This is a genomic window from Agromyces zhanjiangensis, from assembly GCF_040496055.1.
In the GTDB taxonomy this organism is placed as follows: domain Bacteria; phylum Actinomycetota; class Actinomycetes; order Actinomycetales; family Microbacteriaceae; genus Agromyces; species Agromyces zhanjiangensis.
In genome coordinates this window covers 251,936-268,327 of sequence record NZ_JBEPKB010000005.1, presented here as the reverse complement: position 1 = coordinate 268,327, position 16,392 = coordinate 251,936, and the positions used below count along the sequence as shown (strand labels likewise).

17 protein-coding genes are annotated in these 16,392 nt (G+C 73.3%); 4 read left to right on the top strand and 13 right to left on the bottom strand.

The window, feature by feature from the left end; genetic code table 11:
- Positions 1 to 100 precede the first annotated feature (100 nt).
- The 8 genes from ABME02_RS12060 to ABME02_RS12025 all read right to left on the bottom strand — a co-directional run bounded on the left by ABME02_RS12060 (position 101) and on the right by ABME02_RS12025 (position 8,362).
- Positions 101 to 1,636 (bottom strand): SDR family oxidoreductase, encoded by a 1,536-nt coding sequence (locus ABME02_RS12060; RefSeq protein WP_353815580.1) that lies wholly within the window; start codon positions 1,634 to 1,636, stop codon positions 101 to 103.
- 33 nt (positions 1,637 to 1,669) lie between these two features.
- Complete coding sequence (locus ABME02_RS12055; RefSeq protein WP_353815579.1) at positions 1,670 to 1,909, bottom strand: hypothetical protein; 240 nt, start codon at positions 1,907 to 1,909, stop codon at positions 1,670 to 1,672.
- 10 nt (positions 1,910 to 1,919) lie between these two features.
- Entirely contained in the window at positions 1,920 to 2,780 is an 861-nt protein-coding gene (locus tag ABME02_RS12050) for an aldehyde dehydrogenase family protein (protein ID WP_353815577.1), read from the bottom strand.
- Positions 2,777 to 4,345 (bottom strand): aldehyde dehydrogenase family protein, encoded by a 1,569-nt coding sequence (locus ABME02_RS12045; protein WP_353815576.1) that lies wholly within the window; start codon positions 4,343 to 4,345, stop codon positions 2,777 to 2,779. The genes ABME02_RS12050 and ABME02_RS12045 overlap by 4 nt, the downstream gene beginning before the upstream one ends.
- A 17-nt stretch (positions 4,346 to 4,362) precedes the next feature.
- Complete coding sequence (deoC, locus tag ABME02_RS12040; protein WP_155051793.1) at positions 4,363 to 5,370, bottom strand: deoxyribose-phosphate aldolase; 1,008 nt, start codon at positions 5,368 to 5,370, stop codon at positions 4,363 to 4,365.
- A 33-nt stretch (positions 5,371 to 5,403) separates the two neighbouring features.
- Positions 5,404 to 6,348 carry a sugar-binding transcriptional regulator gene (locus ABME02_RS12035; RefSeq protein WP_353815575.1) on the bottom strand — a complete coding sequence of 315 codons (945 nt, stop codon included), beginning with the start codon at positions 6,346 to 6,348 and terminating at the stop codon, positions 5,404 to 5,406.
- Positions 6,349 to 6,475: 127 nt separating this feature from the next.
- Positions 6,476 to 7,690 carry an MFS transporter gene (locus ABME02_RS12030; protein ID WP_353815574.1) on the bottom strand — a complete coding sequence of 405 codons (1,215 nt, stop codon included), beginning with the start codon at positions 7,688 to 7,690 and terminating at the stop codon, positions 6,476 to 6,478.
- A gap of 60 nt (positions 7,691 to 7,750) precedes the next feature.
- Positions 7,751 to 8,362, bottom strand: a complete 612-nt coding sequence (locus ABME02_RS12025; protein ID WP_353815573.1) for a TetR/AcrR family transcriptional regulator — start codon at positions 8,360 to 8,362, stop codon at positions 7,751 to 7,753.
- Positions 8,363 to 8,445: 83 nt separating this feature from the next.
- Between ABME02_RS12025 and ABME02_RS12020 the strand changes: the two genes are divergently transcribed.
- Positions 8,446 to 9,900 (top strand): DHA2 family efflux MFS transporter permease subunit, encoded by a 1,455-nt coding sequence (locus ABME02_RS12020; RefSeq protein WP_353815572.1) that lies wholly within the window; start codon positions 8,446 to 8,448, stop codon positions 9,898 to 9,900.
- 103 nt (positions 9,901 to 10,003) lie between these two features.
- On the top strand, positions 10,004 to 10,693 hold the full coding sequence (locus ABME02_RS12015; protein ID WP_353815571.1) for a hypothetical protein: 690 nt from the start codon (positions 10,004 to 10,006) through the stop codon (positions 10,691 to 10,693).
- A gap of 38 nt (positions 10,694 to 10,731) precedes the next feature.
- On the opposite strand, the gene ABME02_RS12010 is transcribed toward ABME02_RS12015, so the two are convergent.
- The 4 genes from ABME02_RS12010 to truB are packed head-to-tail and all read right to left on the bottom strand — an operon-like array spanning position 10,732 to position 13,452.
- On the bottom strand, positions 10,732 to 11,661 hold the full coding sequence (locus ABME02_RS12010) for a bifunctional riboflavin kinase/FAD synthetase (protein WP_353815570.1): 930 nt from the start codon (positions 11,659 to 11,661) through the stop codon (positions 10,732 to 10,734).
- A complete protein-coding gene (locus ABME02_RS12005; protein WP_353815569.1) occupies positions 11,658 to 12,146 on the bottom strand; it encodes a hypothetical protein in 489 nt (162 codons plus the stop codon). The genes ABME02_RS12010 and ABME02_RS12005 overlap by 4 nt, the downstream gene beginning before the upstream one ends.
- Before the next feature lie 26 nt (positions 12,147 to 12,172).
- Positions 12,173 to 12,541, bottom strand: coding sequence for a hypothetical protein (locus tag ABME02_RS12000; protein ID WP_353815568.1), 369 nt, complete (start codon positions 12,539 to 12,541; stop codon positions 12,173 to 12,175).
- Positions 12,538 to 13,452 (bottom strand): tRNA pseudouridine(55) synthase TruB, encoded by a 915-nt coding sequence (truB, locus tag ABME02_RS11995; protein WP_353815606.1) that lies wholly within the window; start codon positions 13,450 to 13,452, stop codon positions 12,538 to 12,540. The genes ABME02_RS12000 and truB overlap by 4 nt, the downstream gene beginning before the upstream one ends.
- Before the next feature lie 49 nt (positions 13,453 to 13,501).
- On the opposite strand from truB, the gene ABME02_RS11990 reads away from it, so the two are divergent.
- Positions 13,502 to 14,509, top strand: a complete 1,008-nt coding sequence (locus ABME02_RS11990; protein WP_353815567.1) for a ketopantoate reductase family protein — start codon at positions 13,502 to 13,504, stop codon at positions 14,507 to 14,509.
- 84 nt (positions 14,510 to 14,593) lie between these two features.
- Positions 14,594 to 15,658: a hypothetical protein gene (locus tag ABME02_RS11985; protein WP_353815566.1), complete on the top strand. Its 1,065-nt coding sequence runs from the start codon at positions 14,594 to 14,596 to the stop codon at positions 15,656 to 15,658.
- Positions 15,659 to 15,670: 12 nt separating this feature from the next.
- Here ABME02_RS11985 and ABME02_RS11980 read toward each other — a convergent pair whose 3' ends face one another.
- Positions 15,671 to 16,339: a nucleoside/nucleotide kinase family protein gene (locus ABME02_RS11980; protein ID WP_353815565.1), complete on the bottom strand. Its 669-nt coding sequence runs from the start codon at positions 16,337 to 16,339 to the stop codon at positions 15,671 to 15,673.
- Between the last annotated feature and the right edge of the window lie 53 nt (positions 16,340 to 16,392).

The window sequence follows — 16,392 nt, the reverse complement described above, 5'->3', positions numbered from 1 at the left end:
CCGCGTCTCGAAGGTGACGCACGGATCGGGCCTTTCCACGATCCGCGCCTCCTTGCGCGGGACCGTGCAGGTCACCCTAGCAAACGCCGTTACCGTTTCGTTACTTTTCTCGGATCCCGCCCCGCTGCGCGCGTCGCGCGGGCGCTCTCCCCGGCTCCCGCTCCTCCGACTGCGACGCAGCGGCGGATGCCTCGGCCTCGGCCGTGATGCGATTGGCCATGCCCGCGAACACGATCCCGTGGAACGGGAAGACCGCCCACCAGTAGAGGCGTCCGGCGAGGCCCTTCGGGAAGTACACGGCACGCTGGCGATACCGCGAGCCCGTGCCATCCGGTTCGGCCGACATCTCGAGCCAGGCCCGGCCCGGCACCCGCATCTCGGCCCGGAGGCGCAGGAAGCGCGGGCGCTCGATGCGCTCGACGCGCCAGAAGTCGACCGCGTCACCAGGGTGGAGCGTGTCGGGATCCCGCCGTCCCCGACGGAGCCCGACGCCACCGAAGAGCTTGTCGATCCAGCCCCTGACCGCCCACGCGAGCGGGAACGAGTACCAGCCGTTCTCCCCGCCGACGCCCTCGATCACCGCCCACAGCGCCTCGACGGGCGCGTTCGAGCGCCGCTCCCGATGGTCGGTGTACACGGTGTGCCCGGCCCAGTCGGGGTCGCTCGGCAGCGGATCGCTCGGGGCCCCCGCGACCTCGGCGTTGCGCCAGCTCGTCTCGACCTCGCCCGACTGCTCGCGCTCGAGCGCGAGCCGCACGGCCCTCCGGTACGGCGTCAGCCCCTCGGCGGGCGGCGGGACGACCCCGTCGATGTCGTGCTCGCGCATCACGCAGTCGAACTGGAGGGACTCGATGATCGGCACCGCGATGCGCCGCGGAATGGGCGTCACGAGGTTCACCCACTGCCCGGCCAGCCACGGGGTCAGCACCGGGAGCGCGGCGATCGGGCGCTGGCGGAGTCCGGCCTCGACCGCGTAGCCGTTCATGAGCTGGCCGTAGCGGAACACGTCGGGCCCGCCGATGTCGAACGCGCGATTCACCTCGGGCGGCACGTCGGCCGCGTGGATCAGGTAGTGCAGCACGTCGCGCACGGCGATCGGCTGGATGAAGTTGCGCACCCAGCGCGGCGCGGGCATGTACGGCAGTACCTCGGTCAGGTGCCGGATCATCTCGAACGACGTCGAACCCGACCCGATCACCACGCCCGCCTGGAGCACGATCGTCGGCACCCCTGACGCGAGCAGGATCTCGCCGACCCGCACCCGCGAGCGGAGGTGCCGCGAGAGGCGGCCCGTCGCCGGGTGCAGGCCGCCGAGGTAGACGATCCGTCGCACGCCGTTGCGCGCCGCGCACTCGGCCACGTTGCGGGCGATCGAGAGCTCGAGGTCCTCGAAGTCGCCGCGGCCGCCCATCGAATGGACGAGGTAGTACACGACCTCGACGTCACGCACGGCGCGGTCGACGGCATCGGCATCGGTGAGGTCGCCCGGAACCACCTCGACCCGGTCCGCCCACGGCACGTCCCGCAGCCGCTCCGGCCGGCGGACGATGACCCTGACCTCGTGCCCGGCATCGACGAGACGCGGCACGAGGCGACCGCCGATGTAGCCCGTCGCCCCGGTCACCAGGACCCGCACGTGCGACCCTCCCCTCGTCGGCGTCGCACGGCCTCAGCCGTGCTCGTTCCCCCGACCATAGTTGCCGCTCGCCCGGGCGAGGAGGTGCTGCGCCTGTGAATCGTCCGCACGTTGCAGCGCCGCGACGAGCTTCGCGGCGGACCGCCCGCCGACGGTCATCACCGCCCGGCCGCCGCGCAGCACGATCACCGCGCCGTGCCCGGTCACCCGGTAGTCGAACGGATCGACCACCAGTCGCCCGCGCTCGTCGGAGGCCCCATCGCGTCCGGACATGCGCTCGCCTCTACCGGAGGCTCTTCGTGTGCCAGACCGTCTTCGTCTCGGTGAACGCGGCGATGCGGTCGAGCGCGGGCGCCGCGGCATCCGGGCCGGGCTCGGGACGCAGCACCCGCTTCAGCGTGTCGGCCGCCGCGATCTCGAGGTCGACCCAGTCGAGCTCGCCGGCGCCGACGAGGTCGAGCGCGTTGACGTCGGCGTGGCTCGCGAGCCACGGCGCGATCTCGGCGGGCGAGCCCGTCAGCACGTTGACGACGCCCTTCGGCACGTCGCTCGTCGCGAGCACCTCGGCGAGGCTGATCGCCGACAGCGGGAAGCGCTCGCTGGCGACCACGATCACCGCGTTGCCGGCCACGAGCGCGGGCGCCACGGCGGAGACGAACCCGACGAGCGAGGAGTCCTGCGGCGCGACGATCGCGACGACCCCGGTCGGCTCGGGCACCGAGATGTTGAAGTACGGGCCGGCGACCGGATTCGCGTTGCCGGCCACCTGGGCGAACTTGTCGGCCCAGCCGGCGTACCAGACCCAGCGGTCGATCGCCTCGTCGACCTGCGCGCCGGCCTGCGCGCGCGTGAGCCCCTCGGCCTCCTCGATCTCGGCGACGAACTGGGCGCGACGGCCCTCGAGGAGCTCCGCGATGCGGTACAGCACCTGGCCGCGGTTGTAGGCCGTGGCGCCGGCCCACCCGGCGACCGCGCCGCGCGCGGCGACGACGGCGTCACGGGCGTCCTTGCGCGAGGCCTTCGCGGCGTTGGCGAGGAACCCGCCGTCGGCGGCGCGCACCTCGTAGGTGCGGCCGGACTCGCTGCGCGGGAACGCGCCGCCGATGAACAGCTTGTAGGTCTTGGGCACGGCGAGGCGGCTCACTTCGCGGCTCCCTTCTTCGCGGGCTTGGTCGTTCGGCGGGTCCGGCGGGCCGGCTTCTCGTCGGCGGCACCGGACGCCGCGCTCGCGGCCTCGACGACTCGCTGGGCCGGGCGCGCGGTCGACGTGACCGACGCGGGCGAGAGGTAGGCGCCGAGACCGTGCCGGCCGCCCTCGCGGCCGTAGCCCGACTCCTTGTAGCCGCCGAAGGGGCTCGACGGGTCGAAGCGGTTGAACGTGTTCGCCCAGACCACGCCGGCGCGGAGCTGGTCGGCGACCGCGAGGATGCGGCTGCCCTTGTCGGTCCAGATCCCCGCGGAGAGGCCGTAGGGGGTGTTGTTCGCCTTCGCGATCGCCTCCTGCGGCGTGCGGAACGTGAGCACCGAGAGCACCGGCCCGAAGATCTCCTCGCGCGCGATCCGGTTCGACGTCTGCACGTTCGTGAAGATCGTCGGCGCGTACCAGAACCCGTTCTCCGGGATCTCGCACGGGGCGCTCCAGCGCTCGGCGCCCTCGGCGACGCCGGCGTCGGAGAGCTCGCGGATGCGGTCGAGCTGCTCGCGCGAGTTGATCGCGCCGATGTCGGTGTTCTTGTCGAGCGGGTCGCCGAGGCGGAGCGTCGACAGGCGGGTCTTCAGCCGCTCGACGACCTCGTCGTGGATCGACTCCTGCACGAGCAGGCGGCTTCCGGCGCAGCACACGTGGCCCTGGTTGAAGAAGATGCCGTTGACGATGCCCTCGATCGCCTGGTCGATGGGCGCGTCGTCGAAGACGATGTTCGCGGCCTTGCCGCCGAGCTCGAGCGTGACCTTCTTGTGCGTGCCCGCCACCTGCTTCGCGATCGCGCGGCCGACGGCGGTCGAGCCGGTGAAGGCGACCTTGTCGACGTCGTCGTGGCCGACGAGCGCCGCTCCGGTGTCGCCCGCACCGGTGATGATGTTCACGACGCCAGGGGGCAGGTCGGCCTGCTGGACGATCTCGGCGAAGATGAGCGCCGTCAGCGGCGTGGTCTCCGCGGGCTTCAGGACGACGGTGTTGCCCGCGGCCAGCGCCGGTGCGATCTTCCACGCGAGCATCAGCAGCGGGAAGTTCCAGGGGATCACCTGCGCGGCGACGCCGAGGGCCTTCGGGTTCGCGCCGAGGCCCGCGTAGTCGAGCTTGTCGGCCCAGCCGGCGTAGTAGAAGAACCAGGCCGCCACGAGGGGCACGTCGACGTCGCGCGACTCCTTGATCGGCTTGCCGTTGTCGAGCGACTCGGCGACGGCGAGCTCGCGGGCGCGCTCCTGGACGAGGCGAGCGATGCGGAAGAGGTACTTGCCGCGGTCGCGTCCGGTCATGCGCGACCAGACGCGGTCGTGCGCGCGCCGCGCCGCGGCGACGGCGTCGTCGACGTCGGCCGCGTTCGCGTTCGCGATGGTCGCGATCTTCTCCTCGCTCGCGGGCGAGACGCTCTGGAACGGGGTGCCACGGCCGTCGACGAACTCGCCGTCGATGAAGAGGCCGTAGCTGTCGCGGAGCGAGAGGATCGCCCGCGACTCGGGGGCTGGTGCGTATTCGAGGAAGCTCATGATGCGGTGCTCTCGTCTCAGTCGATCGTCACGTAGTCGGCGCCGGAGTAGTGGCCGGACGCCATCTTCTGGCGCTGCAGCAGCACGTCGTTCAGCAGGCTGGACGCGCCGAACCGGAACAGGTGCGGCTGGAGCCACTCCTCGCCCACGGTCTCGGCCACCGTCACGAGGTACTTGATGGCGTCCTTCGAGGCGCGGATGCCGCCCGCGGGCTTCACGCCGATGCGCTGGCCGGTCATCAGGTGCCAGTCGCGCACGACCTCGAGCATGAGGAGCGTGACGGGCAGGGTCGCGGCGGGCTGCACCTTGCCGGTGGAGGTCTTGATGAAGTCGCCGCCGGCGAGGATCGACAGCCAGGACGCCCGGCGGACGTTGTCGTAGGTGACGAGTTCGCCGGTCTCGAGGATCACCTTCAGGCTCGCGCTCGTGCCGTCGGGGCGCCGGCAGGCCTCCTTGACCGCGGCGATCTGGTCGAAGACCAAGCCGTAGCGGCCGGCGAGGAACGCGCCGCGGTCGATGACCATGTCGATCTCGTCGGCGCCGTTCGCCACCGCCTCCGCGGTGTCGGCGAGCTTGATCTCGAGCGACGAGCGACCGGAGGGGAACGCCGTCGCGACCGCGGCGACCGAGATGAGACCGTCATCGGGGTCGCCGTGGACCGAGCCCAGGGCGTCGACCGCGTACGGGACCATGTCGCCGTACACGCAGACGGCCGCGACGCGCGGGGTCGTGGCATCCGCCGGGTCGGGGTTCATCGCCTTGGCGACGAGCGAGCGCACCTTGCCGGGGGTGTCGGCGCCCTCGAGCGTGGTGAGGTCGACGAGCGAGATGATGCGGTCGAGCGCCCACTTCTTGGAGGACGTCTTGATGGAGCGCGTGCCGAGGCCCGCTGCGCGCTGCTCGAGGCCGACGGCGTCGACGCCCGCGATGCCGTGGAGGTACCTGCGGAGCGTGGCGTCGTCGGGCTCACCGCCGAGTACGGCGAGCGCGCGCTCGCGCGCGGTGACGAGGGAGGTGCCGGACATGGTTGGTGACCTGTCTTTCGTGGTGCGGCCGGATCAGCCGTCGAGGAGGTGGAGTGCCGTGGCCTCGTCGGTGACGAGGACGGAGCAGAGGCCCGAGCGCACGACGGCGTCGGCGACGGCGTGCTTGCTCCGGCCGGCGATCACGGCGATGCGGAGACGTCCGTCGCGGACGTCGTCGAGCGTCAGGCCGACGGTCCGCGCATCGAGCGCGGGGTCGACGATGTTGCCCTCGGAATCGATGTAGCGGCCGACGACGTCGCCGACGGCGCCCTTCTGCACGAGCAGGTCGACGTCGGCCTCGGTGAGGTAGCCGCTCTCGATGTGGACGGAGGTGTGGTCGGCGGGACCCGCGCTGAACAGGTACGCGTCGGCGGACCGTGCCAGCTCGATCACGCCCGCGACGACGCGATCGGACTCGATCGCCTCCTTCGTCGCGAGGTGCTCGAGGATCGCGGGGCTGGGCAGCAGGGTCGCGCTGCCGCCGCCCTTCTGCGCGATGGCGACCGCCGTCGCCGCGGCGGTGCCTGCGCGACGGTTGAGGCTCACGCCGCCGTTGATCTGGACGACGTTGACGCCCGTGGCCCAGCCGTTGCGGAGGTGCTGGGAGATCTCGAAGAGCGTGCGGCCCCAGCTCACCCCGAGCGTGCGGGGCACGGGTCGGAGCGCGGTCAGGTAGTCGGCCGCGGCCTGCGCGGTGCGCGACTGCAGTTCGTCGGGCGACGCGACGCCGGCCGACGAGACGACGATCGCGTCCTCGAGACCGCGCTCCTCGCGCAGGCGCCGCTCGATGGGAAGGCGCCGGGCACGCGGGTGGAGGATCTCGATGCGGATGAAGCCCTGCTGCTTGGCCTGCGCGAGCAGGCGCCCCACCTTCCATCGGGTGAGCCGCAGCGCCTGGCCGATCTCGTCCTGCGTCTTGTTCTCTTCGTAGTAGAGCTCGGCCGCGCGGATCGAGAGGAGTTCGTCGGTCTCGTCCATTCGTCTCCTTCCGCCTCATCCAGCGTAGGCAGGCGTTCGCTCATCGGCAACACTCGCGTGCAAGTCTGCTCATATGAGCAGGCGCGGCCGGATCGTGCGCCCGGATGCGGCATCCGTCGATGCCGACTCACACCGCCCGCTCGTCCTCGAGGAAACCGGCGCGAGCGACGACCATCCCGGCCACGACCGCCGGCACCGACGTCGCGAGGAGCAGCAGCATCGGCGCCGTCCACGACCCGGTCGCCTCGTGCAGGAGACCCACGGCGACGGGCCCGAGCGCGACGACGACGTAGCCGACCGACTGCACGACGCCGCTGAGGGCGACGGAGCCCGCGTGCGTTCGCGTCCGAAGGTTCACCAGCACGAGCGACAGGGGGAAGAGCAGCGGCCCGACGCCCGCCAGGGCGACCCACAGCCAGGTGGCTCCGGCGGGCGCGACGAGCAGGCCCGCCCAGCCCGCCGCGATCGTCGCTCCCGCGACGACCACCATCGCGCGCACCCGCCCGGGTCGCGTGGCCAGCGCCGGCACGACCAGCGACACCGGCAGGCCCATCGCGGCGTAGAGCGCGAGCAGGACGCCGGCCGCGGCCGCGCTCGTGCCGGCCGTGTCGGCGAGCATCGAGGGCAGCCAGGCGAAGACCGCGTAGGCGTTGAACCCGGCGACCGAGAACACCGTGGCGAGCGACCACGCGAGCGGCGACCGGACGGCGTGGCGGAGCAGTCCCGGCTCCGCCTCCTCGGGAAGTTCCGCGGGCACCGCGCGGCGCGGGTGGACGAGCAGCGCGACCCACGGGACGAGCGCGGCCAGCGCCACGACCGCCCAGGTCTCGAACGAGGCGCGCCAGCCCGCGGCCTCCGAGACCGGCACGGCGACGAGCGGCGGGACGAACGTGCTCACCGAGAGCGCGGTGACGTAGAGCGCGGTGACGAGGCCGACCCGGTCGGGGAAGTAGCGCTTGACGAGCGGCGGCAGCAGGACGTTGCCGACCCCGACGGCGGCGAAGGTCAGGGCGCTGGCGGCGAAGAGCCACCACGCCGAGTCGACGAGGCCGCGGGCGGCGCTGCCCACGACCAGTGCGACGAGCGCGCCGACGAGCACGGGCTCGAGGCCGGCCCGGCGCGTGAGCACGGGCGTCGCGATGCCGAAGGCCGCGTAGCACAGCGGCGGAAGCATTCCGAGGACGCCGACGAGCGCCGTCGAGAGCGGGATGTCGCGTTCGACGAGGTCGAGGATCGGTGAGAGCGACGCGACCGCGGTGCGCAGGTTGAACGCGACGAGGAGGATGCCGAGGAGCGCCAGGGTGCGACCGTGCCAGAGCGGCCTGGTCGTCTCGGGGCTCACCAGCCGAGTCTAGGCGCGCCCGCCGTCGATCCGGCCACCCGGTCGAGGCCGGCCGGCCGATCAGGCGGACGCGCGCTCGAGCACCTCGGCGACGTGCGCCCCGAAGGTGCAGTCCATGAGCTCGGCGGCGTCGCGATCGCGCTTGGCCGCGAGTCCGACGCCCGAGGCGAGCAGCGTGTTGATGAGCATCCCGTCGGCGAGGAACCGGTGGATCTGCTCGGGCGTGAACCCCGCCTCGTCGCGCAGCATGCGGAACACCTGGAGGAAGCCGTCACGTGCGACCGGCCCGATCACCGGGTCGGAGCCCATCATGAAGCCGTGCAGCAGCGTCAGCAGCGTGCCGCGGTCCTCGACCAGTTCGAGGTACGCCTCGCCGAGCCGCGCCTCGCGGGCCTCGCCGACGCCGGCCGCATCCGCCCCGGCATCCGCATCGGCGAGCGCGGCACGGAATGCTGCGAGCAGCCGCGCGAGGGTCCGGCGGAGCGTGGCGATGAAGAGCTGCTCCTTGGTGCCGAAGAGTCGCACCACGTACGGCTGGCTGATGCCGGCCGCGCGAGCGACGCGGTCGGTCGTCGCCGCCGCGTACCCGAGCTCGCCGAAGACGGTCGTGGCGGCCTCGAGGATCTGCTCGCGGCGCTCTTCGGCGGGGATGCGCTCGGATCGTGACGTCATGCTTGACATGTTATCAGTCGATAACTACATTGCGTTCTTGTAATCATTCGATTACTTCATATCTCAGCGAAACGAGCCTCCACATGTCATCACCACGCCGGGCCCCCGTCTGGCTCATCCTCGTCGCGACGTCCCTGCCGATGTTCATGGCGTCGCTCGACAACCTCGTCATCACCAACGCGCTCCCGGTCATGGCCGCCGACCTCGGTGCCGGCATCGAGGAGTTGCAGTGGTTCCTCAACGCCTTCACGCTCGCGTTCGCGACGTTCATCCTCCCCGCGGCCGCCCTCGGGGACCGCGTCGGTCGCCGCACCGTCTTCCTCGGCGGCATCGCGGTCTTCACGGCCGCGAGCGTGCTCACCGCGCTCAGCACCGAGCCGTGGATGGTCATCGGCGCTCGCGCCGTCCAGGGCCTCGGCGCCGCCGCCATCATGCCGCTCTCCCTCACGCTCGTCGCCGGCGCGGTGCCGGCGCGCCTGCGCCCGCTGGCGATCGGCATCTGGGGCGGCGTCTCCGGCCTCGGCGTCGCACTCGGGCCGCTCGTGGGCGGCGCCGTCATCGAGGGCTGGAACTGGCAGTCCATCTTCTGGATCAACGTGCCGATCGGCATCGTGGCGCTCCTGCTCGTCCGCCTCGTGCTCGACGACGTCCGCAGCGAGCGTCGGCCCATCGACCTGCTCGGCGTCGGGCTCGCGGGCCTCGGCGTGCTGGGCCTCGTGTTCGGCATCGTCCGCGGCAACGAGGCGGGGTGGACCAGCGCCGAGGTGCTGCTCCCCCTCGTCGCCGGGGCCGTGCTGCTCGTCGCCTTCGTGTGGTGGGAGGCACGCGCGAGCGCGCCGGTGCTTCCGCTGTCGCTGTTCCGGGACCGGAGCTTCAGCGTCGCGAACGCGGTCGGGTTCACCTTCAGCTTCGGCGTGTTCGGCGCGATCTTCCTGCTCGTGCAGTTCCTCCAGGTCGTGCAGGGCCGCAGCGCCCTCGATGCCGGTCTGATGACGATGCCGTGGACGCTCGCGCCCATGTTCGTCGCCCCGCTGGCCGGCCTGCTCGCGCCGCGCGTCGGCACTCGCGCGCTCATGGTCGCCGGGCTCGGCGCGCAGGCGACCGCGATGTTCTGGATCGCCGCCACGCTCAGCGAGGACGTCGCGTACCCGGCGCTCGTCCCCGCCTTCGCACTCGCCGGCATCGGCATGGGCCTCGTCTTCGCGCCGATGGCGACCGCCGTGCTCGCCCGGATGCCCGAACGCGACCACGCGAAGGCCTCCGGCACGAACGCCACCCTCCGCGAGATCGGCGGCGCCCTGGGCGTCGCGGTGCTGACCGCGGTGTTCACGGGCGCGGGTGGCGCGCTCACGCCGACCGCGTACGTCGACGCCGCGGTCCCGGCCGTGGTGACCGGCGCCGCCGTCCTCGCCGTCGCTGGGCTGCTCGCGGTGCTCCTGCCCTCCGGCCGATCGGAGCAGCCGGTCGAGGCGGCGCCCACCGCAGGCGAACCGACGGTCGGGCGGGCGTCCACCCCGCCGGTTCCCGTCGCCGGTTGACCGCACGGCGCCGCGCACCGTCGGTCCGTCGTCACCACCGCGTGGCGGCGGACCGACCGTCGTCGGCGGGGCCGAGCGGGCGCGGCGAGTCTAGGCTGGTCGCGTGGCCGACCTCTCGCGCTATCTGCCGCTCAGCCGACGACCCGACGTGGACGAGTCCGGAGTGACCGCCGACCGGCGCGCCGAGACCGCCGAGGTGCTCCGCGCGCTCGCCGCCATGATCCGCGACGGCGACGACGGGCTCTGGGCGGCGCCGACCGAGCGTCTCGGCTGGCATGTGGCCGAGGTGACCGCCGAACTCGCGAACGGATTCGATCGCGGCCGCACGCGTCGGGCGATCGACGCCGCCGGGCGCCTCGTCCGCGGCGGGGAGGCGCGCCGGCTCGAGGAACTCCCCCGCCTCGACGGTCCGTCGGCCGCCGCCGGCGCGCTGGAGGCCCGCGCCGACCACGTCCTCGCCCGGGAGCATCCGACGGGGATCGTCGAGCTGGACGATGCCGTCGTCGCCGCCCTCCTCGTCGGCGGCGCCGCCGACGTCGTGGTCCCCCTCTCGCCCCGGGCGTCGGGGACCGTCGCACTCCGCCGGGCCGCGGCCGCCCCGACCGAGATCCGCGCCGTGATCGCCGGCCACACGCTCCGGGCGACGGACGCCGGATGGGAGTTCGGCCACGGCAGCCCGCTGGTCGACAGCGCGCACGGGTTGCTGCGGTTCCTCACGGGCATCGGCACCGTCGCGCCGCACCCGCCCTCGGACGACGACGGGTCACGGGTGCCGCAGGCCCCGCCGTCCTGATCAGACGGCGTCCGCGCCGGTCGCCTCCCGCCCCCGGCTCAGCCGACGAGCTCGCGCGCCCGATCGACGTCGCGGCCCATCTGCAGGATGAGCGCGTCGATGCCGTCGAACTTCTCCATGCCGCGGATGCGGTGGGCGAACTCGACGCCGACCACGTGGTCGTAGAGGTCGAGGTCGCGGTCGAGCACGTACGCCTCGACCTGCTTCTTCGGCACGCCCTCGAACGTCGGGTTGTCGCCGACCGAGATCGCCGCCGGGTACCGCACGCCGCCGTCGATGAGCCAGCCCGCGTACACTCCGTCGCCGGGGACGAACCCCTCGGAGTCGAGCGCGAGGTTCGCCGTCGGGTAGCCGAGCTCGCGACCGCGCTTGAAGCCGTGCACGACGATGCCGCTGACCGTCGGCACGTGGCCGAGCAGCTCGGCGGCGTGCTCGACCTCGCCCGCCTCGAGGAGCTCACGGATCCAGGTGGACGACACGCGGCGCCCGCCCTCGGGAACCACGTCCTCGACGACGACGACCTCGAATCCGTGCTCCTCGCCCTGCCGGCGGAGCATCGCGACGTCGCCCTCGTTGCCGGCGCCGTACCGGAAGTCGTGCCCGACGAGCAGCACCTTCGCGTCGAGCGCATCCACGAGGAACCGCCGGACGAACGCCTCGGCGGTGTTCGACGCGAGCGCTCCGTCGTAGTGGAGCAGCACCGTCGCATCGAGGCCGGTCGTGGCGAGCAGCTCGAGCTTCTGGCGGGTGCTCACCAGCTGCGGCGGGCACCGGTCGGGTGCGTGGAAGGCCGCGGGGTGGCGGTCGAACGTGATCGCGACGGCTTCGAGGTGCCGCGACCCGGCGATCTCGCGGAGCTTCGCGATGACCGCCCGGTGCCCCTGGTGCACGCCGTCGAACTTGCCGATCGTGACGGCGGACGGGCCGTAGTGGGCGGGGACGGACTCGATCCCCGCGAACGTCCTCACCGGCGCCCCTCGCCGTCGACGGATGCCCGCGACGCGTCGGCGCGGGCCTCGGCGGGGTTGTCGTGCACCGGATGGCGCGCCAGCCACCACATGCCGAGCGGCGGCAGCACGAGCGGGACGAACAGGTACCCGCGGCCGAACCACGACCACACCGTGTCGTGCGGGAAGAGATCGGGTCGCAGGATGCTGAGCAGGCCGACGACGATCACGCCCGTGAACTCGAACACGATCGTGGCCCATGCGATGCGGTACCAGGTGCGACCGGGCAGCACGAGCGCGACGGTCGCGAGGACGTACACGACGGCGGCGAGTGCCGAGAGCGCGTAGGCCACGGGAGCCTCGTCGAACCTCTCGACGATCTGCACCAGGGAGCGCCCGGTCGCCGCGAGCGCGAGCACGCCGTAGACGGCGACGAGCACCCGGCCGATGCCGCTGAGCCGCCCGCGGCGACGTGCGCCGGCAGGGGCGGTGGATGTCTCGTTCATGTCGTTCGATTCTCCCAGACCGAGCCTCACGCCTGCTGCACCGTCCAGATCTGGAGCATCCGGTAGACCATGACCGCGACGGCGAGCGCGGCGACGCCGCACACCACGGTCGCCCAGCGGCCGCGGTCGATGAGCGCCCAGAGCGCCGCGGCGGGCGGAAGCAGCACGGCGCTGACGAGGTAGACCCAGAACTCGAGCAGGCTCCCCGTGGGCGGGTTGCCGACGGCCGGCGCGACGAGCGCGACGACGACCTGGCCGATGAGCAGCAGCTCGATGAGCGCGAGCGACCCGAGGACGAGGTCGTTCGGCACGCGGCCGGCGAGTCCGAGCACGATGCACACCAGGCCGGCGACGACGGCGACGCCGACCTGGGCGTACGCGAACCACTCGATCATGCGCCCTCCTCGGCGGGGAATCCGGTGACGACCTTGAGCTGCGGCCCGCGGCGCTCGACGATCGCGACGAGCACGTCGCCGGGCCCGACGGCGGCGATCGGCGTGCCGCCCGCGAGCTCCCGGGCCGGGTCCGGCGCGTCGATGCGCTTGCCGTGGCGCAGGTCGCGCACCGCGTCGACGTCGACGTCGACCACGGGCAGCACGCGTCGCGTCGCATCAGCGGGCGACAGTCGCGCGGCGGCGACGTCGATGCCGTCGAGCGCACCGGCCTCGGCGACGTCGAAGCGTCCGATGCGCGTGCGCCGGAGCGAGGTGAGGTGGCCGCCGACGCCGAGCGCCGCACCGAGGTCGCGCGCGAGCGCGCGCACGTAGGTGCCGGAGGAGCACTCGACCCGGACGTCGAGGTCGAGCCATCCGTCGCCCGCGCGGGCGTCGAGCAGTTCGAACGCCGACACGGTCACGGTGCGCGGCGCCAGCTCGACCGCCTCGCCGTCGCGAACGCGCTGGTAGGCGCGCTTGCCGTCGACCTTGACGGCGCTGACCGCGCTCGGCACCTGCTCGATCGTGCCGGTGAGCTCGGCCATGCCGGACTCGACGGCCGTGGGGGCGATCGCGGCGACGGCCTCCGCGGAGGCCGCGGCCAGGGCCTCGCCCTCGGCGTCGTCGGTCGTCGTCGCCCAGCCCAAGCGCACCGTCGCGAGGTACTCCTTGTCGAGCCCGACCAGGTGGTGGAGGAGCCTCGTCGAGCCCTCGATGCCGAGCAGGAGGAGCCCGGTGGCCATCGGGTCGAGCGTGCCCGCGTGCCCGACCTTGCGGGTGCCGGCCAGCCGCCGAACCCGGGCGACGACGTCGTGGCTGGTCATCCCCTGCGGCTTGTCGACGAGGAGGATGCCGCTGTTCACGCGGTACAGGCTAACAGCGCCGGCCACCCCCGCCGGGCGCTCGCCCTACGCTGGACCGGTGAGGATCGGCATCATCGGCGCGGGCGCGCTCGGCGGCACGTTCGCCGCGCTGCTCGCGCGCGCAGGGCACGACGTGGAGGTCACGGCTCGCGGTGCGGGCCTCGAGGCGATCCGGCGGGACGGCATCCGGCTGTCGGGCGGGTACGGCGACGCGCACGTGCACCCGGCGGCCGCGGAGCGCCTGACCGCGCGGCCGGACCTCGTGCTCGTGTGCACGAAGGCGCAGGATGCCGCGGCGGCCATCACCGCGAACGGCGCGGCGATCGACGGGGTCCCGGTGGTGGTCGTCCAGAACGGCCTCGACGGCGTCGCGACCGCGGAGCGGCTCCTCCCCCGGTCGTCGTGCATGGGCATGCTCTCGATCATCGCCGCGAATTACACCGAGCCAGGGGCGGTGCGGGTGACGACGACCGCGGCCAGCTACCTCGGCCGGGGCGATGGCGCGCCCGACGAGGAGGTGCGGCGCGTCGCGGCGCTGCTCTCCGAGGCGGTGCCGATCGTCGCGGTGTCGAACTTCCGCGGCGCGCAGTGGACGAAGCTCGTCGTCAACATGCTGAACGCGGTCCCCGCGATCGTCGGCCGGAGCGTGCAGGAGGTCGTCGACGACCGGGCGCTCCGGCGCGTGGTCGCGGCATCGATGCGCGAGTGCGTGCGCGTGGGCGTCGCCCGCGGCATCCGCTTCGGTTCGCTGCAGGGCCTCGGCGACGGTCGCCTGCGCGCGTTCGCCCGGCTCCCGCTCGGGCTCGCCCAGGTGCTGCCGTGGTCGATGCGGGTCCGCATGGGGTCGGTGCCGAATCTCGGCTCGACGCAGCAGAGCCTCCGGCGCGGCCAGCCGACCGAGGTGGACTTCCTGAACGGCGCGGTCGTCCGCGAGGCGCGGACCGCCGGGATCGACGCCCCCGTCAACCTCGCGCTCACGACGCTCGTGCACGAGGTGGAGCGATCGGGCGCGCCGCTGCCGGACGAGCGGGTCGTCGCGGTCCTGGACGCGGTCGGCGCGGACTGAGCGGAAGCAGCCCTCGTCGCGGTTAGGGTTCCCCTGCATCCGACCGGATCGACCGGCCGGAACGACCGACCGGAGCGAGCCGACGTGGAACCCGACGACACCGCCACCCGACCCCGCGAGACCGGACCGGAGACCCTCGAGCCGGAAGCCGGCGACGCGACCGTCACCCGGCCCCGTCCACTCCGCTGGTGGATGTGCCTGCTCATCGGCGCCGCGGCCGCGGCCGTGGGCCTGCTCCCCTGGCTCGTCGGGGGGATGCGCCTGCCGCTGCAGAACCTGTGGGCGACGGAGACCCTCCCCGACGACTACCCACTGGTGCTGCTGCCCTTCAGCCAGTACTTCCTCGCGCGGATCGCCGCGCTGCTCGTCGTCGGCGCCGCGATCGCCGGCATCGTCGCGCGTGCGACGAGCGAGCTCCGGCGCCGTTCCGGCGTCGCGTGGACGCTGGTCGGGCTGCTGTCGGTGCAGGTCTCGGCGATCGTGCAGACCGCCGTGGTCGTCCGCGAGGGCCTCGAGGACCGGTTCGAGTCCGACCTGTACCTCGCGGCGCTCGTGGCCGTCGCGGTGCTCGCGAACCTCATCGGCGTGGCCGTGATGCTCCTCGTCGCGTCGGCGCCGCGGGCGGGCGCCGTCATCGGGCTGGCCGTCGCCGCGGTGCTGGCGTCGTCCTGGCTCGGCGGCCTGCTCCTGCCCGACCCCGCGCTCGGCGGGCCGACCGCCGAACCCGTGCTGCTCGCGCTGCGCTGGCTCCCCGCCGTGCTCGTCGGCGCCGCCATCGCCTGGGGCGGTATCGGCACCGTCGGACGCGTCATCGCGGCCGTCGTCGCGCTCGCGGCGCTCTGGATCGGCCCGGCGCTGATCACGGCGGTCTCGAGCGCCGCCGGGAGCCGCGTGCTCGCCCGCCGCCCCGACGAGATGATCGACTACGCCGCGGACGTGTTCCGGTCGGCCTCGACGCTGCCCGAGGTCGTCGTGCCGCCACTCGTCGTCGCGGTCGCGGTCGCGGCGGTCGGGCTCGTCGGGCGGCTCGTCGTGCGGCGGAGTCGGGCGTCGACCTCCGACCCCGAGCGGTCCGCGTCCTCCACCGACGGGTCGCCGTCCGAGCCGGAGGACGCCGAGGCATCCGCGCCCCCGTCGACGGGGGACTGACCGGCGCCCCCGTCAGTCGGAGTCGGGCCGCGCGCCGGCCGCCTCAGCCCACGCCTCGTCCGCCGGGCCGTCCTCGTCAGCGCCGCCTGCCGCCGCACCGCGGCGCGGACGCGCCGGGTCGGCGAGGTCGATGACGATGGACGCCACCGCCCTCGGGTCGCTCGACGCGTAGGCGAGGCGGTCCGCCGGATCGGTCGGCTCGCCGTCGACCGCGAGGGCCACGTCCCACTCGTCGCGGAGTCGCTCACGCAGCAGGAACCGCCCGTCGAGCACGAGGATCGCGTCGGCGGGACCGGTGCGCCACTTCGGCTCGACCCAGGCGTCGCGCGCGAGGTCGAAGCCGCGCGTGACGAACGCCGTCGACCCGGCCATCAGGAACGGCTCGACGAGCGTGCGCTGCAGCAGGGACTCGTCGATGCCGTAGCGCCAGTACCGCTCGGGCGTGTCGGGCCCGTACTCGGCCTGCGCCTCCCGCGAGCGGTGGAAGTCCTCCACGCTCGCCCTGAAGACCGCCAGGTCGCGCTCGCGCAGCACGTCGGCGAGGTCGTCGCCGAGCTCGGTCTTGCCGCTGCGGAGCGGCCCGTCGATCGCGACGATCACCCGCCCGCGGCCCGTGCGAGCGAGCAACTCGTCGGCGACCTCGCGGAGGAACGCCACCCGGGGCGTGGTGACCAGGCGCATGCTCCGAGCGTACGTGGCCCGCCGCGGCCGCGTCGACCGACGAGCCGCCTACG